Origin of the sequence: Ectothiorhodospira lacustris (assembly GCF_022227785.1) — a bacterium.
GTDB classification, from domain to species: Bacteria; Pseudomonadota; Gammaproteobacteria; order Ectothiorhodospirales; family Ectothiorhodospiraceae; genus Ectothiorhodospira; species Ectothiorhodospira lacustris.
The window spans coordinates 42,900-68,653 of the sequence record NZ_JAJNQM010000005.1; the positions used below are offsets into that span (position 1 = coordinate 42,900).

25 protein-coding genes are annotated in these 25,754 nt (G+C 63.9%); 16 read left to right on the plus strand and 9 right to left on the minus strand.

Annotation, left to right across the window (positions count from 1 at the left end; genetic code table 11):
• Nucleotide 1 precedes the first annotated feature (1 nt).
• Nucleotides 2-790 carry an enoyl-ACP reductase FabI gene (locus tag LQ952_RS02055; RefSeq protein ID WP_238620985.1) on the minus strand — a complete coding sequence of 263 codons (789 nt, stop codon included), beginning with the start codon at nucleotides 788-790 and terminating at the stop codon, nucleotides 2-4.
• A gap of 155 nt (nucleotides 791-945) precedes the next feature.
• Between LQ952_RS02055 and LQ952_RS02060 the strand changes: the two genes are divergently transcribed.
• The 4 genes from LQ952_RS02060 to LQ952_RS02075 are packed head-to-tail and all read left to right on the plus strand — an operon-like array spanning nucleotide 946 to nucleotide 7,096.
• A complete protein-coding gene (locus tag LQ952_RS02060) occupies nucleotides 946-2,817 on the plus strand; it encodes a peptide-binding protein (RefSeq protein WP_238620986.1) in 1,872 nt (623 codons plus the stop codon).
• Between the two features lie 40 nt (nucleotides 2,818-2,857).
• Nucleotides 2,858-4,240, plus strand: a complete 1,383-nt coding sequence (locus LQ952_RS02065; RefSeq protein WP_238620987.1) for an ABC transporter permease — start codon at nucleotides 2,858-2,860, stop codon at nucleotides 4,238-4,240.
• Nucleotides 4,233-5,432, plus strand: a complete 1,200-nt coding sequence (locus tag LQ952_RS02070; protein ID WP_238620988.1) for an ABC transporter permease — start codon at nucleotides 4,233-4,235, stop codon at nucleotides 5,430-5,432. Before LQ952_RS02065 ends, LQ952_RS02070 begins: the two co-directional genes overlap by 8 nt.
• Before the next feature lie 2 nt (nucleotides 5,433-5,434).
• Complete coding sequence (locus LQ952_RS02075) at nucleotides 5,435-7,096, plus strand: ABC transporter ATP-binding protein (protein WP_238620989.1); 1,662 nt, start codon at nucleotides 5,435-5,437, stop codon at nucleotides 7,094-7,096.
• 42 nt (nucleotides 7,097-7,138) lie between these two features.
• On the opposite strand, the gene LQ952_RS02080 is transcribed toward LQ952_RS02075, so the two are convergent.
• The 4 genes from LQ952_RS02080 to LQ952_RS02095 form a co-directional block, all read right to left on the minus strand.
• Nucleotides 7,139-7,885 carry an FHA domain-containing protein gene (locus tag LQ952_RS02080; RefSeq protein ID WP_238620990.1) on the minus strand — a complete coding sequence of 249 codons (747 nt, stop codon included), beginning with the start codon at nucleotides 7,883-7,885 and terminating at the stop codon, nucleotides 7,139-7,141.
• 59 nt (nucleotides 7,886-7,944) lie between these two features.
• Complete coding sequence (locus LQ952_RS02085; protein ID WP_238620991.1) at nucleotides 7,945-8,652, minus strand: FHA domain-containing protein; 708 nt, start codon at nucleotides 8,650-8,652, stop codon at nucleotides 7,945-7,947.
• A gap of 25 nt (nucleotides 8,653-8,677) precedes the next feature.
• Entirely contained in the window at nucleotides 8,678-9,502 is an 825-nt protein-coding gene (locus LQ952_RS02090; protein WP_238620993.1) for a Stp1/IreP family PP2C-type Ser/Thr phosphatase, read from the minus strand.
• Between the two features lie 135 nt (nucleotides 9,503-9,637).
• Nucleotides 9,638-11,293, minus strand: coding sequence for a LysM peptidoglycan-binding domain-containing protein (locus LQ952_RS02095; RefSeq protein WP_238620994.1), 1,656 nt, complete (start codon nucleotides 11,291-11,293; stop codon nucleotides 9,638-9,640).
• Between the two features lie 175 nt (nucleotides 11,294-11,468).
• Between LQ952_RS02095 and LQ952_RS02100 the strand changes: the two genes are divergently transcribed.
• From LQ952_RS02100 to dnaQ, 3 genes are read left to right on the plus strand one after another with little or no spacing between them, the layout of a single operon-like run.
• On the plus strand, nucleotides 11,469-12,155 hold the full coding sequence (locus LQ952_RS02100) for a class I SAM-dependent methyltransferase (protein WP_238620996.1): 687 nt from the start codon (nucleotides 11,469-11,471) through the stop codon (nucleotides 12,153-12,155).
• Nucleotides 12,148-12,591, plus strand: a complete 444-nt coding sequence (rnhA, locus tag LQ952_RS02105; RefSeq protein WP_238620997.1) for a ribonuclease HI — start codon at nucleotides 12,148-12,150, stop codon at nucleotides 12,589-12,591. Before LQ952_RS02100 ends, rnhA begins: the two co-directional genes overlap by 8 nt.
• A gap of 9 nt (nucleotides 12,592-12,600) precedes the next feature.
• Nucleotides 12,601-13,320: a DNA polymerase III subunit epsilon gene (dnaQ, locus tag LQ952_RS02110; RefSeq protein WP_238620998.1), complete on the plus strand. Its 720-nt coding sequence runs from the start codon at nucleotides 12,601-12,603 to the stop codon at nucleotides 13,318-13,320.
• Between the two features lie 29 nt (nucleotides 13,321-13,349).
• Here dnaQ and smpB read toward each other — a convergent pair whose 3' ends face one another.
• On the minus strand, nucleotides 13,350-13,832 hold the full coding sequence (gene smpB / locus LQ952_RS02115) for an SsrA-binding protein SmpB (RefSeq protein ID WP_238620999.1): 483 nt from the start codon (nucleotides 13,830-13,832) through the stop codon (nucleotides 13,350-13,352).
• 170 nt (nucleotides 13,833-14,002) lie between these two features.
• On the opposite strand from smpB, the gene LQ952_RS02120 reads away from it, so the two are divergent.
• Genes LQ952_RS02120 through LQ952_RS02130 form a run of 3 tightly spaced genes read left to right on the plus strand, consistent with a single transcriptional unit; the run spans nucleotide 14,003 to nucleotide 16,152 of the window.
• Nucleotides 14,003-15,394 carry a sodium-dependent transporter gene (locus tag LQ952_RS02120; protein ID WP_238621000.1) on the plus strand — a complete coding sequence of 464 codons (1,392 nt, stop codon included), beginning with the start codon at nucleotides 14,003-14,005 and terminating at the stop codon, nucleotides 15,392-15,394.
• Nucleotides 15,395-15,410: 16 nt separating this feature from the next.
• On the plus strand, nucleotides 15,411-15,848 hold the full coding sequence (locus LQ952_RS02125; RefSeq protein ID WP_238621001.1) for a type II toxin-antitoxin system RatA family toxin: 438 nt from the start codon (nucleotides 15,411-15,413) through the stop codon (nucleotides 15,846-15,848).
• Nucleotides 15,838-16,152 (plus strand): RnfH family protein, encoded by a 315-nt coding sequence (locus LQ952_RS02130; RefSeq protein ID WP_238621002.1) that lies wholly within the window; start codon nucleotides 15,838-15,840, stop codon nucleotides 16,150-16,152. Before LQ952_RS02125 ends, LQ952_RS02130 begins: the two co-directional genes overlap by 11 nt.
• Before the next feature lie 37 nt (nucleotides 16,153-16,189).
• Here the strand turns inward: LQ952_RS02130 and LQ952_RS02135 are convergent, their stop codons facing one another.
• Nucleotides 16,190-16,519, minus strand: coding sequence for an outer membrane protein assembly factor BamE (locus LQ952_RS02135; protein ID WP_238621003.1), 330 nt, complete (start codon nucleotides 16,517-16,519; stop codon nucleotides 16,190-16,192).
• 107 nt (nucleotides 16,520-16,626) lie between these two features.
• Here LQ952_RS02135 and fur point away from each other — a divergent pair, with 107 nt between their 5' ends.
• Complete coding sequence (fur, locus tag LQ952_RS02140; protein WP_238621004.1) at nucleotides 16,627-17,067, plus strand: ferric iron uptake transcriptional regulator; 441 nt, start codon at nucleotides 16,627-16,629, stop codon at nucleotides 17,065-17,067.
• On the opposite strand, the gene recN is transcribed toward fur, so the two are convergent.
• Complete coding sequence (recN, locus tag LQ952_RS02145) at nucleotides 17,068-18,738, minus strand: DNA repair protein RecN (RefSeq protein ID WP_238621005.1); 1,671 nt, start codon at nucleotides 18,736-18,738, stop codon at nucleotides 17,068-17,070.
• A 139-nt stretch (nucleotides 18,739-18,877) separates the two neighbouring features.
• On the minus strand, nucleotides 18,878-19,762 hold the full coding sequence (locus LQ952_RS02150; RefSeq protein ID WP_238621006.1) for an NAD(+) kinase: 885 nt from the start codon (nucleotides 19,760-19,762) through the stop codon (nucleotides 18,878-18,880).
• 79 nt (nucleotides 19,763-19,841) lie between these two features.
• Between LQ952_RS02150 and hrcA the strand changes: the two genes are divergently transcribed.
• From hrcA to dapB, 5 genes are all read left to right on the plus strand, one after another.
• Complete coding sequence (hrcA, locus tag LQ952_RS02155) at nucleotides 19,842-20,945, plus strand: heat-inducible transcriptional repressor HrcA (RefSeq protein ID WP_238621021.1); 1,104 nt, start codon at nucleotides 19,842-19,844, stop codon at nucleotides 20,943-20,945.
• A gap of 98 nt (nucleotides 20,946-21,043) precedes the next feature.
• The gene (gene grpE, locus LQ952_RS02160; RefSeq protein ID WP_238621007.1) at nucleotides 21,044-21,607 is read left to right on the plus strand and encodes a nucleotide exchange factor GrpE; all 564 of its coding nucleotides are present in this window, start codon (nucleotides 21,044-21,046) and stop codon (nucleotides 21,605-21,607) included.
• 113 nt (nucleotides 21,608-21,720) lie between these two features.
• Entirely contained in the window at nucleotides 21,721-23,655 is a 1,935-nt protein-coding gene (dnaK, locus tag LQ952_RS02165) for a molecular chaperone DnaK (protein ID WP_238621008.1), read from the plus strand.
• Nucleotides 23,656-23,780: 125 nt separating this feature from the next.
• Nucleotides 23,781-24,926 carry a molecular chaperone DnaJ gene (gene dnaJ, locus LQ952_RS02170; protein ID WP_238621009.1) on the plus strand — a complete coding sequence of 382 codons (1,146 nt, stop codon included), beginning with the start codon at nucleotides 23,781-23,783 and terminating at the stop codon, nucleotides 24,924-24,926.
• Nucleotides 24,923-25,735, plus strand: coding sequence for a 4-hydroxy-tetrahydrodipicolinate reductase (dapB, locus tag LQ952_RS02175; RefSeq protein WP_238621010.1), 813 nt, complete (start codon nucleotides 24,923-24,925; stop codon nucleotides 25,733-25,735). Before dnaJ ends, dapB begins: the two co-directional genes overlap by 4 nt.
• Nucleotides 25,736-25,754 lie beyond the last annotated feature (19 nt).

Consider the following 25,754-nt stretch of genomic DNA (forward strand, 5'->3'; position numbering starts at 1 on the left):
ATCAGACCTCCGCCGGACCCAGGCCCAGGGTGCTGTAGCCGGAATCCACGTAGGTGATCTCGGCCGTGATGCCTGATGCCAGGTCCGAGCACAGGAACGCAGCGGCATTGCCCACCTGCTCGATGGTCACGTTACGTCGCAGCGGCGCGTTCTTTTCCACGTGGTCCAGGATCTTGCGGAAGTCGCCGATGCCGGCGGCCGCCAGGGTGCGGATGGGGCCGGCGGAGATGCCGTTCACCCGGATGCCTTCCGGACCCAGGGTGTAGGCCAGGAAGCGCACATTGGCCTCCAGGCTGGCCTTGGCCAGGCCCATCATGTTGTAGTTGGGCATGGAACGCACGGCGCCCAGGTAGGACAGGGTGAGAATAGCCCCTTCACGACCCTGCATCATGGGGCGGGCGGCCTTGGCCAGGGCGGCCAGGCTGTAGCTGCTGATGTCATGGGCGATGCGGAAGGCCTCTCGGGACATGCCTTCCAGGAAATCGCCTTCCAGGGCTTCCTTGGGTGCGAAGGCCACCGAGTGTACCAGCCCGTCCAGCCCGTCCCAGTGCTTGCCCAGTGCCTCGAACAGACCGGTGATCTCTTCGTCGCTGGATACGTCGCAGGGCAGCACGATGCTGGAATTGAATTCCGCCGCCATCTTCTCGACCCGCTCCTTCAGGCGATCATTCTGATAACTGAAGGCGAGCTCGGCACCCTGACGGGCCATGGCCTTGGCAATGCCGTAGGCGATGGAGCGATTGCTGGCGAGGCCGACGATCAGTACACGCTTGCCTGTCATGAAGCCCATGCTGTGGTCTCCTGATGATGTTGTGATTAGGTTTTTCAAGGCGGGCATGATACTACGACTGCGTGCCCGCCGGGTCCTGATCGGGAAACTTGTGGGACCCACCGCAATCTCTATACTCTGGACCGGTCACGCACCCCGAGAAGAAACCTCGATCCATGGAAAAGCGCTTCACGTCCAAAGATGTCGTCCTGATGGCCTTCCTGCTGGGGATCACCTTGCTGGTGGTGCTGCTCATGTACCAGGTGGATCGGCAGTGGAACCGGCTGTCCGAAATGCAGCGGTCCATGCAGGAGCAGGCCGACGACATGCGGCGCATGCGAGCGGTGATGCAGTCCTTGGATGCACGGCTCAGGGCAGGGGTCATTGCCGCCCAGGACGGCGGTCCGGATGCCCACGCAGAAGTGCCGCCCGCCTTCGAGCGGGCCTTGGCCGCCGCCCGGCAGCCGGACTATGCCCAAGGCGACTGGCTGGTACGGGCCTTCGGCACCGGCCTGGCCACGCTGACCCCGCTGGTGTCCTCCGACGCCTATTCCGCAGAGGTGCAGAGCTATGTCCTGGAGTCCCTGCTGGTCCGTGACCCGGACACGCTGGAATGGCAGGGGCTGCTGGCCCGGGACTGGTCCTTCAGCGAGGACGGCCTGACCATCACGTTCCAACTTCGGGAGGGGATCGAGTTCTCCGACGGTGAGCCGCTGACCGCAGCGGACGTGGTGTTCACCTACGATTTCATCATGACCGATGCCATCGCCGCCCCCCGGGCGCGGGCCTTCCTGGAAAAGCTGGAGAAGGTGGAAGCCCTGGGACCCCATGAGGTGGCCTTCACCTTTTCCGAGCCCTATTTCAACAGCCTGTCCCTGGCGGGCGGCCTGCAGATCCTGCCCCGGCATTTCTACGCCCCTTTCCTGGAGAATCCCCAGCGGTTCAATCAGTCCCGTGGCCTGCTGATGGGCTCCGGTCCCTATCGGCTGGCGGACCCCAGGGGCTGGACTCCGGACCAGGGCCTGGTGGAGCTGGAACGCAATCCCCGCTACTGGGGACCGGTGGACCCGCCCTTCAACCGCCTGCTGTGGCGGGTGATCGAGAACGACAGCGCCCGTCTGACCACCTTCCGCAATCAGGAACTGGATGTCTATGGCGCCCGGCCGCGGGAATATGAGCAACTGCTCAATGATACCCGCCTGCGCCAGCGCACCCACCACTTCGAGTACATGAGCCCCACCGCCGGCTATTCCTACATTGGCTGGAACCAGGAGCGGGACGGCCTGCCCACCCGGTTTGCCGATCAAAGGGTACGCCGGGCCATGAGCCATCTGACGGACATCCAGCGGGTTATCGACGAGATCATGCTGGGCTATGCCGAGCCGGCGGTGAGCCCCTTCAATCCCCGCAGCCCCCAGCATGACCCCAACCTTGAGCCCTATACCTTCGATCTGGAGCGGGCACGCGCCCTGCTGCGGGAGGCGGGCTACGAGGACCGCAACGGGGACGGCATCCTGCAGGATACGGATGGCAAGGCCTTCGAGTTCGACCTGGTGTTTTTTCAGGACAACGAGGATACCCGCCGCATGGTGCTGTTCCTGCGGGATCTCTATGCCCGTGCCGGCATCTTGATGCGGCCCCGGCCCACCGAGTGGTCGGTGATGCTGGACCTGCTCAACCGCAAGGACTTCGATGCCATTACCCTGGGTTGGACCAGCGGGGTGGAGACGGATATCTACCAGATGCTCCATTCCAGCCAGACCGTGTCCGGGGGGGACAACTTCATCAACTATCGCAACCCGGTGCTGGATGCGGTGATCGAGCGGGCCCGGGCCTCGGTGGATGACGAGGAACGCATGGCCATCTGGCACGAGGCGGAGCGCATCCTGCACGAGGATCAGCCCTATACCTTCCTCATGCGCCGCATGACCCTGGCCTTCATCGACGAGCGTATCACCAACCTCCAGGAGACCCGGCTGGGCCTGAACCTGACCAGCATCCCGGTGGAGATCTACGTGCCGGCGATCCAGCAGAAGTACGCCCGCTGACCATGCCCCGCGGCATCCACGCAGACCCCGGGGCCCGGCCATGCTGACCTATATCGTCCGTCGCCTACTGCTCATGTTTCCCACCCTGATCGGGATCACCGTGGTGGTGTTCGTGGTCATGGCGGCCGCCCCCGGCGGCATCAGTGCCCAGTCCCTGGTAGACGGCATGAACCTGGAACCTCAGGCCAAGAAGGCCCTGGAGGACTATTACAACCGCATGTACGGCCTGGATCAGCCGGCGCCGGTGCAGTATCTACGCTGGCTCAACAATGTCTCTCCGGCGGGTTTCACCTTTGATGGGGAGGGCGCGGTGAGCGGCTTTTCCCTGTTCAAGGGTTCCGAACTGGGGACCAGTTTCCGCTACGGGCGCCCGGTGGGGGATCTGATCGCCGAGCGTCTACCCATCACCCTGCTGCTCAATATCCTGTCCATCCCCATCATCTACGTGATCGCCATCGCCGTGGGGGTGCAGGCGGCCACCCGCCGCGGGAGCAGCTTTGATACCGGCTCCGGGATGGTCCTTCTGGGTCTGTGGTCCGTGCCCACCATGTTGGCTGGGGTGCTGCTGATCGGGTTCTTTGCCTCGGAACAGTTCTGGCGCTGGTTTCCCACCGGCGGCATCAATCGTCGCGAGGCCCTGGACATGCCGTTCCTGCCGCACTGGACGGTGGCGACCGACCTGCTCCTGCTGTTCCTGCTGGCCGGGCTGTGTGCCGCATTGATGATCTGGGTGGCCCTGAAGTCGGCCCGTCACTGGCGCATCCCGGCCGGGGCGATCCTCGGCGGTGGGCTGGGCGTGCTGATGGCCGCCGGGGTGTCGGCCTCCGGCTTCGGCCTGCCGCATCTGGTCATGATGGTGCTGGTGGGGGGGCTGGTAGGCCTGGTGGCGGCTTCCGGTTTCACCGGTTTGCGGGTCGGCATCCTGGGTCTGCTGGGTATGGGCGTGGGGATCGGTCTGGCGGCGGAGCTGGCCCAGGGGGAGTTTGTCCGGGGGTTCCTGCTGGATCGGGCCTGGCACCTGATCCTGCCGGTGCTCTGTCTGTCTTACGGCGGTTTCGCCTTTCTGGCCAAGTTGACCCGCGCGGCGGTGCTGGAAAACCTGCTGTCCGACTATGCCCGCACCGCCCGGGCCAAGGGCGTGGCGGAAAAGGATGTGCTCTGGCGCCATGTGTTTCGCAATTCCCTGCTGCCCCTGATCACCGTCTCAGCCACCCTGCTGCCCAGCCTGCTGGCGGGATCGGTAATCGTCGAGACCATCTTCTCCATTGACGGTATGGGCAAGCTGGCGGTGGAGGCGGTACAGACCCGTGACCGGGAACTGGTGTTGTCGGTCACCCTGATCAGCGGCGTGCTGACGCTGGTGGGCTATCTGCTGGCGGATCTGTGCTACGCCATTGCGGACCCGCGGGTGAGCTATGACTGACACGGTGCCGGACAAGATGCTGACGCCTCCCGCCCGCCGCTCCCGCAGCTACGGGGCCCAGGTGGCCAGGGAGGTCCTGCTGCGCTGGGGTGCCCGGGTGGGGCTGGCCTGGATCGGCATCCTGGCGGCGGCGGCGGTGTTTGCCCCCTTCCTGGCCAGCAGCCATCCCTGGCTGATCCTGGAGCAGGGCATCTGGTCCAGCCCGGTGCTGCGCTATCTGACCGCCACCGACGTGACCTTGATGGCGGGCTTCTGCACCGGCCTGGTGCTGTTGTTTCTGAGTATGTCCCTGTCACGGAAGCTGCTGATCCTGTCGGGGGTGCTGGTGCTCAGTGGCGGACTCAGCGCCTTCACCGTTTCGCCACCCAAGCTGGTGATCTATGAGCAGTACCGGGAGGCGGAGGCGGCCGGGCAGTACGACCGGGTGCTGCGTGCCCCGATCCCGTATTCGCCCAAGGACTATTTGCGGGACTTTGGCGATACGGGTCTGGAGTCGCCCCTGGCCGATGAGCGACGCCGACACTGGCTGGGTACGGAGGAAAACGGCGCCGATGTGCTGTCGCGGATGGTCCATGCCTCACGCATTGCCCTGGCCATCGGCTTCATCGCCACCGGCATCGCCCTGGTGATCGGCGTCATCGTGGGCGGTCTGATGGGGTACTTCTCCGGCATCGTGGACATGATCGGGATGCGTATCGTTGAGATCTTCGAGGCCATCCCCACCCTGTTCCTACTGCTCACCTTTGTCGCCTTTTTCGGCCGCAGTCTCTACATGATGATGATCATCATCGGCATTACCTCCTGGTCCGGGTATGCCCGTTACGTGCGCGCCGAGTTCCTCAAGCTGCGGGAGCAGGACTATGTGCAGGCGGCGGTGGCCTGTGGCCTGCCGCTGCGCTCCGTGCTGTTCCGACACATGCTGCCCAACGGCGTGGCCCCCATCCTGGTGGCGGCCAGCTTCGGGGTGGCCTCGGCGATCCTGGCGGAGGCCACCCTGAGCTTCCTGGGGCTGGGGCTGGTGGATGACCCCTCCTGGGGGCAGATGCTCAACCAGGCGGTGCAGTCCTCTTCCTTCAACTGGTGGATGGCCGCCTTCCCCGGCGGGGCCATCTTCCTCACCGTGTTTGCCTACAACCTGGTGGGCGAGTCCTTGCGGGATGCCCTTGATCCCTATCTGAAGAAGAAGGCCTGAACATGCTGCTGGAGGTCAAAAACCTGCAGACCCATCTCCAGGCCGGCGGCCGGACCGTGACGGCCGTGGATGAGATCAGCTTCGGTATCGAGCGGGGGGAGACCTTCTGCCTGGTGGGGGAGTCGGGCAGCGGCAAGTCGGTCACGGCCCTGTCGGTGATCCAGTTGCTGCCCCGGGATATCAGTCATCACCCCGGCGGGCAGATCCTGTTCCAGGAGCGCCGTGCGGACGGCAGCCAAAGGACCGTGGACATGCTGCGTCTGCCCGAGGCAGAACGCCGCCGCATCCGCGGTGCCCGCATGAGCATGATCTTCCAGGAGCCCATGACCTCCCTGAATCCGGTGTTCACGGTGGGCGAGCAGATCATGGAAGTGCTCAGGCTGCACCGTTCGGACCTGTCGGAGGCCGAGACGCGGGAGCGGGCCATCGAGGCCCTGGCCCAGGTGCAGATCCCCCATCCTGCCGAACGGGTGGATGAGTTTCCCCATCGTCTTTCCGGCGGGCAGCGCCAGCGGGTGATGATCGCCATGGCCATGGCCTGTGAGCCGGATCTGCTGATCGCCGACGAGCCGACCACAGCCCTGGATGTGACGGTGCAGGCGGAGATCCTGCGTCTGATGCGGGAACTGCAGGATCGTAACGGCATGGCCATGCTCTTCATCACTCATGATTTCGGCGTGGTGGCCCGGATGGGGCACCGGCTGGGCGTGATGCGTCTGGGCCGGCTGGTGGAAGAGGGGACCGTGCAGCAGGTCCTGCACCGGCCGCAGCATGCCTATACCCGGCAACTCATCGATGCCCTGCCGGAGAACCTCAGCCGGCGCCGGGCTGCTCAGGGGCCGGCCCGGGCTGCCGGGAAAACGCCGGAGGCGCCGCTGATCCGTCTGCAGGACCTGCAGATCCATTTCCCGGTGCGCAAGGGACTCATGCGTCGGGTGGTGGATCATGTGCGGGCGGTGGACGGGGTGAGCCTGGATATCCCCAAAGGGCAGGTACTGGCCCTGGTGGGGGAGTCAGGCTGCGGCAAGACCACCCTGGGTCGGGCGATCATCCGGTTGCTGGAACCCACCGGCGGACGCATCCTGTTTGCCGGGGAGGACATCACTCGTCTGCCGGCCTCGGCTATGAAGCCCTACCGCCGGCGCATGCAGATCATCTTTCAGGACCCCATGTCGTCCCTCAATCCCCGCCTGACCGTGGCGGCCACCCTGACCGAACCCATGGCCGTGCACGGGATCGGCAAGGATCGGGAGGAGCGGCTGGCCATGGCGGCCCAGGTGCTGGAGCAGGTACAACTGCCGGTGGAAAGCCTGTGGCGTTATCCCCATGAGTTTTCCGGGGGGCAGCGCCAGCGTATCGGCATTGCCCGCGCCCTGGTACTGGAGCCGTCCTTCATCGTCTGTGACGAGGTGACCAGTGCCCTGGATGTCTCCGTGCAGGCGGAGGTGCTGCAGATCCTGAGCCGCCTTACCCGGGAGCGGGGGCTGACCCTGCTGTTCATCACCCACAATATCGGGGTGGTGGAATACCTGGCGGATACCATGGCGGTGATGTATCAGGGGCGGGTGGTGGAGCAAGGGGAGGCCCGCCGGATCTGTCGGCAACCCGAGCATGAATACACAAAGAAGCTGCTGTCGGCGGTGCCGCGGGTAACCCTGGACTGAGGCGGGCGAACGAGGTGTGCCTGCCACTGAGGACGTGCGCGCTTACCGGGTCGGCATCTCGATGTTGACCACCATGCGGACACCCGCCACTTCCAGCAGGTCGTCCTGTTGCAGCGGGTGCCGACCATGGCCCTCGACCGGCCGGTGATTGATCAGAGGCGGGCCCAGTTCGGCTTCCAGGGGCTGCAGGAATAGCTGTCCTTCATCGCGGATCAGTGCGACCACCTGTCGTCCCGGTTCACCCAGGGCATTCACGGCCGACAGCAGATCCAGATGTCTGCCTTGGTTGCGTCCACTGAGGATGCGCAGGGTGACGCGTGGCGCCGCCATGTCCATGTGCTCGTCGTCGGACGATGAGGCCGCCGCCTGTGCCCGGGTGCCGCGGATCTGGTGACTGATCTCACGGCCTGCCAGGATGGGCGGCATCCCCGGTGTCGCCAGGCGCAGGATATAGGTGCCGTCATCCGGGGATTGCGCCTCCGGTTCCTGTTGCGAGGCCTGCCGGCTCAGCCGGAAACGGAGACGATATTTGCCGATGATGATGAAATCACCATCCTGGATCGTGGCTTCCCGGATCTTTTCGCCGTTGACGAAGGTACCGTTGGTGCTTTCAAGATCGTGCAGGGTGGCGATGCCTCGGTAAAACCGGAGGCGGGCGTGGTGGCCGCTGACCGAACGGTCATCCAGGCGGATCAGATTGCCCTGCCGGCGACCGATGGTCGTGGTGCCTTCCTGCAGCGGATATTCGCCGGCGGGCCGGCGGTTGATGTATGCCTGTAGATAAGCCAAGGAATCCTCCTCGCAGGTCCCCCGTCCAGATGATGGCCAGGGGCTTTTTCAGAACTTCCCTAATTCATCATGAATTCCATGCGTACTCCCGCGACGTCGATGATGTCATGGTTTCTGAGCGGGCGCGCCTGGGTGGTGAAATCGGTACCATTGAGCCGGGGAGGGGTTTTTCTGGAGCCGCCCTCAACGTGCGTGATGTAGTAGTCCGTGCCGCGACGCAGGATCGCTGCGACTTGCACGCCGGGATGACCCAGGGTGGTCACGGACTTGGTAATGGGCAGTTCACGGCCTGCGTTGGCGCCGCTGAGTATCTGAACCCTGGCCTTGCACAGGGTCAGGGTGGGATGCGTGACGAGCGTTTTCCGGCCGGTGACGGGGGCGTCGGCCGTAGCCTGGTTGACAGGGGTCGGGGATGGGAGGGGGGCCGAGGTAAGGATCAGTGTCTCGTCACCGCTATGGCGGTTGTCTTCCCTGGGCGCGCTGACCTGGGTAAAACGGATCTGGTAGTTCCCGATGGCGATGACGTCCCCTTCCTGCAGTACCCGCTTGCGAATCCGGATGCCATTGACCAGGGTGCCGTTGGTGCTGCCGAGGTCTTCCACCAAGGCATCATTGAGCAGGCTGATCACCTGGGCATGGTAGCCGCTGACGGCCAGGTTATTGAGCCGTATGTCGTTGTCCGGTCGACGGCCGATGCTGAGGGTTTTCTGTCCCATGGGATACTCACCGATCAACGTATCGCCACAGGAAAGACAGAGTCTGGACATGGTTGACGCCTGCGCCTCCTGCAAATCAACGCCAGAATTTGATCACGCGTCGGTACCAGGGCATCCGACGGGTGAGCGGCAAGGCGGGTTTTGCCAGTACGACGGAGATGTTGTCCCGCCCGCCGTGTTCGTTGGCCTTTTGCACCAGCAGGTCGGCCGCCTGCCCCAGGTCGGAAGGGTGCTGGCGCAGGACATCCTCGATGAAAGCATCTTCCAGCATGTCGTTCAGGCCGTCGGAGCACAGCAGGTAAATATCACCGGGTAGCACCATTTCATCCCGGATATCCACGGCCACGGTGCTGTCGATGCCCAGCGCACGGGTGACCAGGTTGCGGTTGACCGATACCCGTGCCTCCTGATGGGAATAGAAACCCCGATCCACCATTTCCTGGATCAGGGTGTGGTCCGTGGTCATCTGCTCCAGGCGATCTTCCCGAAAACGATAGATTCTTGAGTCACCGACGTGGGCCAGGATCACCCGGTGGTGATTGAACAGGGCCATGACCAGAGTGGTGCCCATGCCGGCATGACCGGCATGGTCCCTGCCCGCCTGCTGGATGGCCATGTTGGCATTGATGATGGCCCGCCGGACGGCGAGGCTGCGATCCAGAGCGACAGTATCCCCGGTTCGGTGGTCGGGGGCGGTTTTTTTGAGGCACTGCTTGAGATTCTGCAGCACCGTGTCCACCGCCAGACGGCTGGCGACCTCGCCCGCCAGGTGGCCACCCATGCCGTCGGCGACCACGACGATACCCAGTTGAGGGTCTTCTCCGATGCAGTCCTCGTTATGGGGCCGGATTTTCCCGGGATGGGTGCGGCCGACGATCTGGAGGGTTTCGGAAGAGTGCATGGCGGCTGCTGGGTGCATCGGGCAAAGGGGGAAGTCCGTGTCCCCAGATCATAGGCGGGCGCGCTTCCAGATGCTATGTGTCTTGCTCCGAAAGGTATCGGCATGCCGCTGAAGCCGCCTCGGCGGGCGGCGTCGTCAGCTTTCCTGCGGATGGCCATCCAGGTGGAGATGAAGCTGCTGACCGGGGCGAATCAGATGCCCATCCAGTTGGTTCCAGACCTGGATATCGCTGACCCGAACCCCGAAGCGCCGGGAAATGGAGGACAGTGAATCGCCGGGACGAACCGCATAGGTCAGGGTGTTTCCGCGGGCGGCGCCGGTTGCCATCGCTGCGGGTTGCGCTGCCGCCGTGGTCGTCCCCGCCTGCCGTATCAGCAGGGTCTGGCCCGGGCGCAGGGTGGCGTCACTGCTGATGCGGTTCCAGGCCGCCAGCTCCTGCAAAGAAACGTCATAGGTCCTGGCGAGGGCCCAGAGGGTGTCACCCGGTTGTACCCGGTGATGGAGGGTGTTGTGGGTCCGTGAAACCGACCGGCCCTCGTCCTGCCGGGCCGTAACAGTCTCGGGGGAGGGCTCTGCGGTGGGGATGAGGAGATGATCCCCGACCCGGATTATGTGGCTCCGCAGTTCATTGGTCCGTTGCAGGAGCGCGATGGTGGTGTTGTAGCGGGCGGCGATGTGTCCCAGTGTCTCACCGGGCTGAACCCGGTGCCGCAGCCAGGATACGCGCTGTTCCCGGGGCAGGGCGGCGAGGGCGATCTGGAAGGGCTCCACGCGATCCAGCGGCAGGAGCAGGTGATGGGGGCCTTCCGGGTCCGTGGCCCAGCGGTGGAACCCGGGGTTGAGTTGCGTGATGTCATCCAGGGACAAGTCAGCCAGTTCCGCGGCGATGCTCAGTTCCAGTTGTCCGCCCAGTTCCACCAGTCCCAGACGTGGCTCGTCCGGCACGGGCCAGAGGCCGACCTGGTAGTGCTCCGGGTCGGTCACGATGGCCTGCAGGGCCAGCAGTCTGGGGACGTAGTGCTGGGTCTCCCGCGGCAGGTCCAGATTCCAGTAGTCGGTGGGCTGTCCGAGTGATTCATTGCGGGTGATGGCCCGGCTGACGGTGCCTTGTCCGGCATTGTAGGCCGCCAGGGCCAGCAGCCAGTCGCCGTTGAAGCGCTCGTGCAGTTGGGTGAGGTAGTTCAGGGCCGCGTGGGTGGAGGCATGAATGTCCTTGCGGCCGTCATACCACCAGTTCTGATGGAGACCGAAGTGACTGCCCGTTGAGGGGATGAACTGCCAGATGCCCGCTGCCTGCCCCGAGGAATAGACATCGGGGCGATAGGCACTTTCCACCACCGGCAGCAGCAGCAGTTCGGCAGGCAGATCCCTGGCCTCGATTTCTTCCAGGATATAGTGGAGGTAGGGTTCAGCTCTGGCCAGGACCTGGCCCAGATAGTCGGAGTTGGCTTGGTGCCACTGGATGTAATGCAGCACCCGTTCGTGGTCCCGCTCATCCGGCAGGGCAAAGCCTTGACGCACCCGGCCCCAAAGCCCTTCGTCCACGGCCGGCGCCGGCGAGGTGTGGGTAAGCGGCCTTGCAACCTCGATACGGGGCTTGGGCTTGGTGGCCGCCCCCCGGGAAGGGGTGGCCGTGGTTGTCTGACTGGTCTTGGCGGCAGGGTCTGCCCCGGTGAGAACCGGGCCGTCCTGAGCGGAGGGTCCTCCATCCATGCTGGCACAGGCCGACAGTAACAGCGCCGCTGCCCCCAGCAGGGCGCCCCCAAGACCTTTCGGCTTGTTCTTTTTCATAGGGGAGCTAGGATAGCGGGGCATCCCCGTGCCCTCAACCCTGCGGGACACTTATTATCACTGGCCATGTCCCCCCGGAAAACTCTATGCTCCACTCATGTCGTTACCCAGAACTTCATGTGCCCGGCAGCGGGAATGCCTGCGAGTCTGGTATGGGTCTGCGCCGGGGCAAGCCATGCAGGCTGCCTTGCAGTCCCACCTGGACCGCTTTGTGCCGCAACTGTTCGGCTATCATGCTCTGCAGATAGGGCACTTGAGCCCGGATCATGATCTGCTGAGCACCAGCCGGATTAATCATAGGGTGCGCCTGGAGTGTGAGCCCGGCCAGGGGGATCTCAGTGCCCTGGCCGACGCCCTGCCCATTCTTACGGACAGCATGGATCTGGTGTTGCTGGTGCATTGCCTGGAGCAGGTGGAAGATCCCTATCAGGTTCTGCGTGAAACGGACCGCATCCTGGTGCCCGAGGGGCATGTCCTGATTATCGGTTGCAATCCCCTGAGCCTGCCGGGACTGTGGGGGCAGCTGCCCGGGCGCTCCGGCAGCAAGGGAGGGCCTTGGTCCGGTCATTGTCATGCGACGGGGCGGGTGAGGGACTGGCTGTCCCTGCTGGGTTTCGAAGTCCTGGCGCGTGCCTACGCGGGCTTTCGCCCCCCGGAGGGGCGTTCCGGGTTCCGGGTTCGCCTGCGGGTGGTAGAGTCTCTGGGGGGGCGTCACCTGCCCTACCTGGGTGGCGCCTACGTGATCCTGGCCCGTAAGCGCGTGGCCAATGTGATGCACTTGCGGACACGCTGGCGGCCGTCCCGAAGCATGGTGCCCAGTGGCCTGGCCAGTCCCTTTTGTCGGAGAACGGATCGTGACTGATGTGGTGGAAATCTTTACCGATGGTGCTTGTCGTGGGAACCCGGGGCCCGGCGGCTGGGGGGCATTGCTGCGTTTCGGGGGCCATGAAAAACGGCTCAATGGGAACGAGCCCCAGACCACCAATAATCGCATGGAGCTGATGGCCGCCATCGCTGCGCTGGAATTGCTCAAGCGCCCTTGCGTGGTGGATCTGACCACCGATTCCCAGTATGTCAAAAACGGGATCAATCAGTGGCTGCCCAACTGGAAGCGGCGCGGCTGGCGTACCGCGGCCGGTGAGCCGGTGAAGAATCAGGACCTTTGGCAGCGCCTGGATGAGGCGGCCTCACGGCATCAGGTGCGCTGGCACTGGGTGCGGGGGCATACCGGACATCCCGAGAACGAGCAGGCCGACCGCCTGGCCAACGAAGCCATTGATGCCCTGCGGGTGAAGTGAGGAAAGATCGTGAGTCTGCAAGCCAATGACCGGATCGTGATCCTGGATACGGAGACCACCGGCCTGGATCCGTCCGATGGTCATCGCATCATCGAGATCGGCTGCGTGGAGATGGTGCGGCGTCGTCATACCTCGTGCCACTATCATCAGTACCTGCAGCCGGACCGGGAAGTGGATGCCGGTGCGGTGGAAGTCCATGGCATCACCAATGAGTTTCTCGTCGATAAGCCGCGCTTTGCCGACGTGGTGGAGGACTTCATCGAGTTCGTGCGCGGGGCGGAGCTGATCATCCACAATGCCCCCTTTGACGTGGGCTTCATCAACCACGAGCTGTCGCGACTGGAGGGTGACCGGGGGCGGCTGGAAGATTACTGCACCATCACCGACTCCCTGGTGATGGCGCGCAAGATGCATCCAGGCCAGCGCAACAGCCTGGATGCCCTGTGCAAGCGCTACCAGATCGACAACTCGGGCCGGGAACTCCACGGCGCACTGTTGGACGCCCGCATCCTGGCGGAGGTCTACCTGGCCATGACCGGCGGGCAGAAAAGCCTGTCCCTGGGCGTGGAGTCGGAGGGGCAGGGGACCCGGACCGCAGACACGCGCATCCGCCGCCTCCCGGCCGATCGGCCGCCGCTGGCGGTCATCCGTCCCGGTCAGGGGGAGCTGGAGGCCCATGAGGCCTATCTCAAGGTGCTGGCCAAGGCCGGGGAGCTCCCGAACTGGTAACTCCCCTCGGTGGAGGATCGGTCACGGCGCTAGCGCGTCACGGTCTTGACCACCCGCGCCTTCTCCCGCTGCCAGTCCCGTTCCTTGGAAACGGCCCGCTTGTCGTGTTCCTTCTTGCCCTTGGCCAGGCCGATTTCCAGCTTGGCGCGGCCGCGTTTCCAGTACATTGCCAGCGGCACCAGCGTATAGCCCTTGCGCTCCACCTGCCCGATGAGCTTGTTGAGCTCCGCCCGGTGCAGCAGCAGCTTGCGGGTGCGCATGGGGTCCGGGTGGATATGGGTGGATGCCGTGGTCAGCGGGGTGAGATGGGCACCGAACAGCCAGGCCTCTCCGGCCTTGATCAGGACATAGCTCTCGCTGAGCTGCACCCGTCCGGCCCGCAGGCTCTTGGCCTCCCAGCCCTGCAGGGCCAGACCGGCCTCGAAACGCTCCTCGATGAAGTATTCGTGCTTGGCCTTCTTGTTCAGGGCGATGGTGCTGCCGCCCGGGGCATTTTTTGATTTTTTGCTCATCGGGCGATTATAAACGAGCTGTTTCATCCAATGGACTGTCATCCTCATTTTCCCACGCACGCTTCGCCGCCTGCGACAGGCGGAAAATTGACGATCCGGGGGAGGTAGGCTGTTGAGCCGTGGCGGTAAATTCCGCAAAATGCGTCGATCGCGTGGGGGGGAGACCATCAATGAGAAGAGAAAGCTCGATTCATGGCCAGTGGTCCTCGAAGCTGGTGTTCGTGCTGGCGGCCACCGGGTCGGCGGTCGGTCTGGGTAATATTTGGCGCTTTCCCTATATCGCCGGAGAGAACGGCGGCGGCGCTTTCGTGCTCATCTATCTGGCCTGCATCCTGCTGATCGGCCTGCCGATCATGATGGCGGAAATCGCGCTGGGCAGGCGCGGGCGGCAAAGCCCCATCAACACCATGGCCACCCTGTCCCGGGAAGAAGGGCTGCATCGGGCCTGGGGGTTCGTCGGCTGGCTCGGCGTGGCGGCGGGTTTCATCATCCTCTCTTACTACAGCGTGATCGCCGGCTGGTCGCTTTCCTATGTCTTCAGGGCCGGCGGCGGTGCCTTCACCGGCCTGGACGCGGACGGGGTCAGGGGCATGTTCGAGTCGTTGGTGAGCGATCCCGAACGGCTGCTGGCCTGGCATACCCTGTTCATGATCATGAATGTCCTGGTGGTGGCCAGGGGGGTGCGCTCCGGCCTTGAGAAGGCCGTCAAGTTCCTCATGCCGGCGCTGCTCGGATTGCTGCTGCTCCTGGTCGGCTATTCCATGAGTCAGGGGCATTTCATGGAGGGGGTCAGCTTCCTGTTCAAGCCGGACTGGAGCGAAGTGACCGGCGACACCATCCTGTTGGCCATGGGGCAGGCCTTCTTCACCCTTAGCCTGGGCATGGGCGCCATCATGATCTACGGCTCCTATCTGAGCTCCAGGGCCTCCATCTTCAAGACCTCTGCCATGGTGGTGTCGGCGGATACCGCCGTCGCCCTGCTGGCAGGTCTGGCCATTTTCCCCATCGTTTTTGCCGGCGGTCTGGCACCCGGTGAAGGCCCCGGGCTGATCTTCATCACCCTGCCCATGGCCTTTGCGGAGATGCCGGGCGGGTTGGTCTTCGGCACCTTGTTCTTCCTGTTGCTGGTCACGGCGGCCTGGACCTCATCCATTTCCCTGATGGAGCCGGCGGTGGCCTGGCTGGTGGAAAATCGGGGCCTTGACCGGCCCATGGCCGCGGTGATCGTGGGCGGGATCGCCTGGTTCCTGGGGTTGGGTACGATCCTCTCCTTCAGCCTGTGGTCCAACCCCATCGGCTTCAATCTGACCCTCGGGGGTGAAGCCCTGTTCATCGGCGGCACCCTGTTCGAGATGGCGGATTACCTGACCTCCAATATCATGCTGCCCCTGGGCGGCCTGCTGATCGCCCTGTTCGTGGGCTGGCGCATGACCCAGCGTTCCGTGGAGGACGAACTGGGTCTGCACAGCCGGGCCTTTTTCAGGGCATGGTATTATGTCCTGCGCTTCGCCGCCCCGATCGGCATCCTGCTGGTCTTCCTCAAGGCGGTCAATCTCATCTGATATCCAGGGGAGCTTCATGCCTTCCATAAGTCGTCATGCGCTGGTGCCTTATACGCCCAAGGAGATGTTTGATCTGGTGAATGACGTGGAGGCCTATCCGCGCTTTCTACCCGGGTGCCGCAGCTCGGCTGTGCTGTCGGCCAATGAGGATGAGGTGAAGGCCAGCATCGAGCTGGCCAAGGGTGCCGTGGGCAAGTCGTTCACCACCCGTAATCGGCTGCAGCGCAACAAGATGATCGAGATGCGGCTGGTGGAAGGGCCGTTCCGGCATCTGGAGGGTTTCTGGCGCTTCGATGCCATGAGTGACACCGCCAGTCGGGTGTCCCTGGATCTGGAGTTCGAATTTTCCAACCGGATCATGAGCATGGCCTTTGGTCCGATATTCCATCAGCTCGCCAATACCCTGGTGGACTCCTTCGTGAAGCGGGCACGGGAGGTCTACGGTGTCCGATGAACGGCTCCGGGTGGAGGTTGCCTATGCCCGCTCCGACCGGCAGTGGGTCCTGGAGGTTTCTCTGCCCCAGGGCGCAACGGTGGAAGACGCCATCCGCGAGTCCGGTATTCTGGACAAGGTGCCGGAGATCGACCTGGCGGTGAACAAGGTGGGTGTCTACGGCAAGCTCGCCAAGCTCAATGCCGTGCTGAACCAGCGTGACCGGGTGGAGATCTACCGGCCATTGATCGCGGACCCCAAACAGGTCCGCAAGAAGCGTGCTGCCGAAGGCAAGGCTATGAAGAAAGGCGCAGGGGAGGCCTGACGCCTCCCCCCTCATGCCGGGATCGACTACGCCCGCGTCACTCTCGCAGCCCGCTGTCCTCGATCCCCGACACCAGACCGCCTTCGAAGAAGATAATGGCCCGTCGATGCACTGCCGTGCCGTTCCCGGGCCGATGGTAGTACACGTAATCCCATCGGCTCTCGCCCTGGAAGGGGTCCCTCAGCACCGGCTCTCCCAGCAGGAATCGGACCTGCCGCTGGGTCATCCCGACCTGTACCTGTTCCAGTCGGCTCTCCTCGATGGCATTGCCCTGCTGCACGTCCGGTCGATGCACGGACAGCAGTCCGCTACCGCACCCCTGCAGTAATCCGCCAATGAGGATAGAATAAAGAATCAGTCTTGCCATAATTGCGTCCTGTGGGCCGTGAGTTGCAAGATGGGCCTCGTTCCGAAAACCAATAGCGCGGGATTCTACACCAGGTGTCGGATCATCTCGCATGGAGATCAAATCCCATGGAAACCCAAGAGCTCAAGAAGGCCGGACTCAAGGTGACGCTGCCCCGCGTGAAGATCCTGCAGATCCTGGAAACCGCGGAAGACCACCATATGAGCGCGGAGACCATCTACCGCCAACTGTTGTCGGCGGGCGAGGAGATCGGTCTGGCAACAGTCTATCGGGTGCTCACCCAGTTCGAGGCGGCCGGTCTGGTCAGTCGTCATCACTTCGAGGGCAATCAGGCGGTCTTTGAACTGGAGCGCGGGCGTCATCATGATCATATCGTGTGCATGAAGTGTGGTCGCGTGGATGAGTTCGTGGACCCGATCATTGAGGAACGCCAGAAGGCCATCGCCGAGAAACTGGGGTACACCATTCAGGACCACGCCCTGATCATTTATGGTGAGTGCAGCCAGGGCGGCTGCCCCAAGAAGCAGGAACCGGGTCTGGGGAACTGATCAGTCGGTCGATGCCCGGGTCATCATCTCCCGGGCATGGGCCAGACTCCGCTCGGTGATCTCGACGCCGCCCAGCATCCTGGCCAGTTCCCGGACCCGGTGTTCGTCCGCCAGTGAGCGGATGCGCGTGGTGGTGTGATCCTTGCCCTTGTGCTTCTTCACCTGCAGATGCTGATGGGCCTGGGCCGCCACCTGAGGCAGATGGGTCACGCACAACACTTGACGGTGCCGGCCCAGACTCCGTAGCTGGCGCCCCACCACTTCGGCCACCCCGCCGCCTATTCCCGTATCCACCTCGTCGAAAACCAGGGTGGCGATGGGCAGGGCATGGGCTGCGATCATCTGGATGGCGAGGCTGATGCGGGAGAGTTCGCCACCGGAGACCACCTTGGTCAGGGGCTGCAGGGGCTGGCCGGGATTGGCGCTGACCATGAACTCCACCCGATCCATGCCGTGTGAGGAAGGGTGCCCCCTGCCGTCATCCTCCACACTGCACGCAAAGCGCCCACCTTCCATACCCAGGCCCTGCATGGCCTGGGTGACGGCTTGCGATAGCCGATCCGCTGCCCGACGGCGGGCATCCGAGAGTGCGGTGGCCTGACGCAGGCAGGTCTGCAGTGCCTGTTCTACCGCTTTTGCCAGGGTTTCCAGGTTGTCGCCGCCTTCTTCCAGCCGATTCAGTTCCGTTTCCAGTGTTTGCAGCAGGTGGGGCAGGGTGGTGGGTTCCACCCGGTGCTTGCGGGCCAGGTCCTGAGCGGCGGCCATGCGGGATTCGAGAAAATTCAGCCGCGCCGGGTCCATCTCCAGGCCATCGGCATAGCGGCGCAGCCAGTCGGCGGCCTCGCGGATCTGTATCTGGGCGGCTGCCAGCAGTTCCCGCGGTTCTGCCAGACGGCTGTCCAGGGGCTGCAGATGTTCAATGTCACTGCAAAAGCGCCCCACCAGGGATTCGGCACTGCCGTCGGCTTCATAAAGGCTCTGGTAGGCGGTCTCCGCTACCTCCAGCAGGCGCCCGGCATGGGCCAAGCGGCCGTGTTCTTCCTCGATCCGTTCCAGTTCCCCTGCCGCCAGGTCCAGGGCCTTGAGTTCATCGCTTTGGAATCGCAGCAATTCCCGACGTGCCTCTCGCGCCTCGCCGTCCTCGCTCAGCGTCGCCAGCCGGTGGGCCGCCTTTTGCCAGATGCCGTGATCGCGGGCCATGGCGGTCAGCAGTTCCAGATGATCGGCGTAGTCGTCGAGGATGCGTCGCTGCACGTCCCGGCGCAGCAGGGATTGGTGGGCATGCTGACCATGGATGTCCACCAGCATCTCGCCCAGGGTCTTGAGGGATTGCAGGGTGACCGCCGAACCATTGATCCAGGCCCGGCTCTTGCCGTCCCGGCCGATGACCCGCCGGATCAGGCAATCTTCCGTCGCCAGACCCTGCTCCTCCAGCCAGGCACCGGCGGTCGCCTCCCGGCTGATGTCGAAATGGGCACTGATCTCGGCCCGTTCCGCGCCGTGGCGGACGGTGGTGCTGTCGGCCCGGTCGCCCAGGACCAGACCCAGGGCATCCACGAGGATGGATTTGCCTGCCCCGGTCTCCCCGGTCAGCGCGGTCATGCCCGCGGACAGGTCCAGGGACAGTTCATCGACGATGGCGAAATCTCGGATCTGTATGTGGGTCAGCACGGTCGGGATTCGCGGTTGCGGGTTGTGGGCGTGTCGCGGGGTGGCGGCCCTGATGTCTGTGAGAGGTTAAAGAGAAAATGCCCTCGAAGAAAGAGGGCGTGACCATTTTATTGTATGTTTGAACAGTGTTGTGTTGGGGTCAGGGCTGTTCCCCCCAGCCCAGTTTCACCCTCAGGATCTGCAGATAGTCATAGCCGGTGGGGTGGATCAGCCGCAGCTTGCGGGGCTTGGGCTCGATCACGATCCGGTCCAGGGGCTCCATGTCGAAGGTGTCCTGACCATCGAAGGCCACTTGGGCCAGGGTGCGGCTATGCTCGTTGACCGCGATCTCGATACGGTTGCCGGCCGGGACCACCAGGGGGCGATTGCTCAGGCCATGGGGGCAGATCGGCACCATGACCACGGCCTCCAGGCAGGGGGAGAGGATGGGACCGCCGCCCGACAGGGCATAGGCGGTGGAGCCGGTGGGGGTGGCCACCACCATGCCGTCAGCCCGCTGGGTGTTGACGAAACGGCCGTTGATCCAGGTATCGAATTCGATCATGCGGATGGCATCTCGGATGTGCAGGACCACGTCGTTCAAGGCGTCCTGGGCCGCCACCACGTCATCCCCCCGCATCAGGCGGGCATGCAGCATGCTGCGCCGATCTTCCACATAGAGCCCGGAGAGGATCTCGTCCAGTCGCCCCAGCATCTCGTGGGGCGAGACATCCACCAGAAAGCCCAAGCGGCCGGCGTTGATGCCCAGCAGGGGGACCTCCGCATCCACCAGGGTGCGGGCCGCACCCAAAAAGGTGCCGTCACCGCCCACCACGATGGCCAGGTCCGCTTCGGCAGCCATCCGTGTCCGTGTCGCCGGTTCGCCGCCAAGGGTGTCGTCCTCCAGCCAGGGCAGGACGGTGTCATCCAGCAGGATGCGGCGCTGATGGTGCTGTAGATGCCCGATCAGGGCCTCCAGGATGTGCCCCAGGCGCTGCTCGTGAGTCTTGGCAATGATGCCGATGGTGTGAAAGGACGGATTCATGGGAGGGATTATGGTGGAAATACGTGGTGAGTGGCGAGTATCGGCACGCCACTAGCCACTGGCCGTTTCCTTGAGTAACATGCTGACCCTGGCACTCACACTCAACGAGTGCCAGGGTGGACCATTGAAGACATCCTCGACAAGATCATCGCAGGCCCTTTCCGAACGTGCCCGACGGCTGCTGCGGGCGCTGGTGGAGAGCTATGTGCGCGACGGACAGCCGGTGGGGTCCCGTACCCTGGCCCGCACGGCCGGGCTGGATCTCAGTCCTGCGTCCATCCGCAACGTCATGGCGGATCTGGAGGATCTCGGGCTGGTCAGTTCCCCCCATACCTCGGCGGGACGGATACCCACTTCGCTGGGTTATCGCCTGTTCGTGGATTCCCTGCTGGAGGTCAAGCCGCTGGACAGCGCCGAGGTGCATACGCTCAAGCAGCGCCTCACCCCCGACATGGATACCAAGGCCCTGGTGGAGTCTGCATCGGATCTGCTTTCGGCCGTGACCCAGATGGCCGGGATGGTGCGGGTGCCCCGGCGCGATCATGCCGCCCTGAGCCAGATCGAGTTTCTCAAGCTGTCCGGGCGCCAGGTGCTGGCCATCCTGGTGATGAACAAGCGGGAGGTGCAGAACCGCATCCTGGATCTGGACCGGGAGTACTCCCATGCCGAATTGCAGCAGATGGCCAACTATCTCAACCAGCATCTGATCGGGCGAGATCTGCGGCAGGCCCGGGAACAGATCCTCAAGGAGATGAAGGCCGTCCGCGAGCACATGAATACTCTCATGTTGGCCGCCATCGAGTTGGGGGAAAAGGCCTTTTGCGACGATGAAGGTGCGGACGACCTGGTCTTTGCCGGTCAGATCCACCTCATGGACTACGCGGAACTCTCCAGCGTGGAGAAGTTGCGCAACCTGTTCGAGGCCTTCAACGAAAAAAGGCAGCTACTCACCCTGCTGGACAATTGCATCAGTGCCGAAGGGGTTCAGATCTTCATCGGCCAGGAATCGGGGCACCAGATGCTGGATGACTGCAGCGTGGTGACGGCCCCCTACAGCGTGGGTGGCAGGATCGTGGGGGTGCTGGGGGTGATCGGTCCCACCCGCATGGCCTACGAGCGCATCATCCCGGTGGTGGATATCACCGCCAGGCTGCTGGGTGCGGCCTTGAATTCCCGTAACTGAAGTCCCACATACATGTGGCATGCGCTCATCGGAATCATCGCCGGTGAGCGATTGCTTTTGCCGGAACACACCAAGACATGAGCGGATCGGAGCTTTCCATGGCGAACGAGGAACAAGTCGAAAACCCCCAGCATGAACAGGCGCCCGCGGCCCCTGAAGAGAAGGCGCCGGAATTCAGTCCCGGGGCGCTGCTCAAGCAGCTGGAAGAGGCACAGAAACAGGCCCAGGACCACTGGGACAAGCTGGTACGTACCCAGGCCGAGCTGGAAAACCTGCGCAAGCGCATGAGCCGGGATGTGGAGAATGCCCACAAGTTCGCCCTGGAACGCTTCGCCGGTGAACTGCTGCCGGTGAAGGACAGCCTGGAGATGGGGCTGGACGCCACCCGGGGCGAGGCCGATCTGAACAAGATCCGCGAGGGTACCGAGCTGACCCTGAAGATGCTGGAGCAGGTGATGTCCAAGCAGGGCATCGAGACGGTGGATCCCGCCGGCCTGCGCTTCGATCCGGAGCGGCATCAGGCCATGTCCATGCAGGAAAATGCCGAGCTGGAGCCCAACACCGTCATGGCCGTGCTGCAGAAGGGCTACGCCCTCAACGACCGCCTGCTGCGCCCTGCCATGGTGATCGTCAGCAAGGCGCCGGCGGCCGGAGGCGAATAGCCGACGGGGGGATTTTCGGCCGGGGCTTGAAAAGGTCCGACGCCACCCCCATCAAGCGGTTAACCCCGGAATTCACGGCATTGACAGACATTTGAACATTTTTGGAGAAACACATGGGCAAGATCATCGGTATTGACCTGGGCACCACCAATTCCTGCGTCGCCATCATGGAAGGCGGCAGCGCCAAGGTCATTGAAAACGCCGAGGGTGGTCGTACCACCCCCTCCATTGTGGCCTTTGCCGAAGACGGCGAGGTGCTGGTGGGCCAGTCCGCCAAGCGCCAGGCGGTCACCAACCCCCAGAACACCCTGTTTGCGGTCAAGCGTCTGATCGGACGCCGCTTCGAAGAACCCGAAGTGCAGAAGGACATCAAGCTGGTGCCCTACAAGATCGTCAAGGCGGACAACGGCGACGCCTGGGTGGATGTGCGCGGCAAGAAGATGGCCGCTCCGGAAATCTCCGCCCGCGTCCTGCAGAAGATGAAGAAGACCGCCGAGGACTATCTGGGCGAGCCGGTCACCGAGGCCGTGATCACCGTGCCGGCCTACTTCAACGACTCCCAGCGTCAGGCCACCAAGGACGCCGGCAAGATCGCCGGTCTGGAAGTCAGACGCATCATCAACGAGCCCACCGCCGCCGCCCTGGCCTATGGCCTGGACAAAAAGCGCGGTGACAGCAAGGTGGCGGTCTATGACCTGGGTGGTGGTACCTTCGATATCTCCATCATCGAGATCGCGGAAGTGGACGGCGAGCACCAGTTCGAGGTGCTGGCCACCAACGGCGATACCTTCCTCGGTGGCGAGGACTTCGACTCCCGCCTGATCGAATACCTGGCGGCCGAGTTCAAGAAGGAGCAGGGCATTGACCTGACCGGCGACCCGCTGGCCATGCAGCGCCTGAAGGAGGCCGCAGAGAAGGCCAAGATCGAGCTGTCCTCCAGCCAGCAGACCGACGTCAATCTGCCCTACATCACCGCCGACAACACCGGGCCCAAGCACCTGAACATCAAGGTCTCCCGGGCCAAGCTCGAAGCCCTGGTGGAAGAGCTGGTCAGGCGCACCATCGAACCCTGCAAGGTGGCCCTGAAAGATGCGGGCCTGTCCGTGTCCCAGATCGATGACGTGATCCTGGTGGGCGGTCAGACCCGCATGCCCAAGGTGCAGGAGGCGGTGAAGGACTTCTTCGGCAAGGAGCCGCGTCGTGACGTCAACCCCGACGAGGCAGTGGCCGTGGGCGCCGCGATCCAGGGCGGCGTGCTGGGCGGTGACGTGAAGGACGTGCTGTTGCTGGACGTCAGCCCCCTGTCCCTGGGTATCGAGACCCTGGGCGGCGTGATGACCAAGCTGATCGAGAAGAACACCACCATCCCCACCAAGGCCTCCCAGGTCTTTTCCACTGCCGATGACAATCAGACGGCGGTGACGGTGCATGTGCTGCAGGGTGAGCGCGAAGTGGCTCATGCCAACAAGTCCCTGGGCCGTTTCGACCTGGCGGATATCCCGCCGGCGCCCCGCGGCGTACCCCAGATCGAGGTGGTATTCGATATCGATGCCAACGGCATCCTCAACGTCTCCGCCAAGGACAAGGCCACCGGCAAGCAGCAGTCCATCATCATCAAGGCCTCTTCCGGCCTGAACGATGACGAGATCGAGCGCATGGTGAAGGATGCCGAGGCCCACGCCGAGGAAGACAAGCGCTTCCACGAACTGGTGGGCGTGCGCAATCAGGCGGATAACCTGATCCATTCGGTGGAGAAGACCCTCAAGGACATGGGCGACAAGGTGGAGGCCGGCGAGAAGAGCGCCATCGAATCCGCTGTCAGCGCCCTGCGGGATGCCATGAAGGGTGACGACAAGGCGGTCATCGAAGAGCGGACCCAGAAACTGTCCGAGGCCTCCGGCAAGCTGGCGGAACGCATGTATGCCCAGCAGCCTGAAGGTGCCGCCGCCGAAGATGCCGGCGACACCCAGGGCCAGGCCGGCAGCAAGGGTGCCCGGGACGATGTGGTGGACGCCGAGTTCGAAGAAGTGGACGATAAGAAGAAGTGACGGTCAGGGCCCGTTCCAGGACGGGCCTTTTCCACGGCATCCGGGTCCGTTGACCGGCAGGTGCCCTCAAAAGGGGCATGTGCCGGTCTGCGGGCTTTAACGTTTCTGCAAGACCCACGGTAATCATGGCAAAACGCGACTATTACGAAGTCCTGGGGGTGGCGAAGAACGCCAGCGAGGACGCACTCAAGAAGGCCTTCCGCCGGTTGGCCATGAAATATCATCCCGACCGGAACCCCGGGGACAAGCAGGCGGAAGAACACTTCAAGGAGGCCAAGGAGGCCTACGAGGTGCTGTCCGATGCCCGTAAGCGGGCCGCCTATGACCAGTTCGGGCATGCCGGCGTTGAGGGTGCTGCCGGTGCCGGCCGTGGGGGACCGGGAGGCGGCAGTTTCAGCGATATCTTCGAGGATCTGTTCGGCGACATCTTCGGGGGTGCCGGTGGGCGCGGCGGCAGCAATGCCTTCCGTGGTGCGGACCTGCAGTACAACCTGGAAATGACCCTGGAAGAGGCCGTCTTCGGCACCGAGGTGAAGATCCGTGTCCCCACCTTGGTGAGTTGCAAGACCTGTAACGGTTCGGGCGCCGAGCCCGGCACCAGCCCCGAGACCTGCCCGACCTGTAACGGGATCGGGCGGGTACGCATGCAGCAGGGTTTCTTCTCGGTGCAGCAGACCTGCCCGAGGTGTCGCGGCACCGGCAAGATCATCGCCAAGCCGTGCGGAACCTGCCGGGGGCAGGGCCGCGTGGAGGAGCGTCGTACCCTGAGCGTGGCCATTCCCGCCGGTGTGGACAGCGGCGACCGTATCCGGCTGTCCGGAGAAGGGGAGGCAGGGGTCAACGGCGGGCCGTCCGGGGATCTGTACGTGCAGGTCCACGTCAAACCCCATAAGCTGTTCACCCGCAAGGGCAGCGATCTGTTCTGCGAGGTACCCATCAGCTTCGCCGTCGCCACCCTGGGCGGTGATTTGGAGATCCCCACCCTCAAGGGTCGGGTGGCCCTGAAGATCCCCGCCGAGACTCAGTCCGGGCGGCTGTTCCGCCTGCGGGGCAAGGGTGTCAGGTCCGTCCACGGCGGCGCCGAGGGTGACCTGATCTGCAGTGTCAAGGTGGAGACGCCGGTGAACCTCACCAAGGAGCAGAGGGAGCTGTTGCAGCAGTTTGATGCCGCCATGCAGGCGGGCGGTCAGAAGCACAGCCCCCAGCATGAGGGCTGGCTGGATGGGGTGAAGGGTTTCTTTGAAGATCTGAAATTCTGGAGAAAGTCATGAGCGCGGTACGCGTAGCCATTGTCGGTGCCGGGGGGCGCATGGGGCGTACCCTGATCGAGGCGGCGGTCTTGGCCCCGGGGCTGGAGCCCACCGTGGCCACGGAGATGCCGTCCAGCTCCCTGCTGGGTTCCGACATCGGTGAGCTGGCCGGCCTGGGCCGTCTGGGTGTGTTGCTGGAGTCGGACCCGGCGGCCGCCGTGGACCGGTTCGATGTGCTGGTGGACTTTACCCGTCCGGAGGGTTCCCTGGCCCATCTGGAGATTTGTCGCCGGGCGGGCAAGGCCATGGTGATCGGGACCACCGGGTTCACCGATGAACAAAAGGCCGTCATCCGCAAGGCTGCACAAGAGATCCCCGTGGTCTTTGCGCCCAACATGAGCGTGGGGGTCAACCTGTGCCTCAAGCTGCTGGATCTGGCGGCCCGGGTGTTGGGTGACGAGGTGGATATCGAGATCATCGAGGCCCATCATCGGCACAAGGTGGATGCCCCTTCCGGTACCGCCCTGCGCATGGGTGAGGTGGTGGCCGATGCCTTGGGGCGCGATCTGAAGACCTGCGCCGTCTACGGCCGGGAAGGGGTGACGGGCGAGCGGGACCGGCAGACCATCGGTTTTGAGACCATCCGGGCCGGTGACATCGTGGGCGAGCATACGGTGATGTTTGCCGGATTGGGGGAGCGGGTGGAGATCACTCACAAGGCCTCCAGCCGCATGACCTTCGCCAAGGGGGCCATGCGCGCCGCCGCCTGGCTCAATGGGCGGCCGGCAGGGCTGTACGACATGCAGGACGTGCTGGGACTGGCCGGTTAAGCCGCCCCGGCGGCGGGGC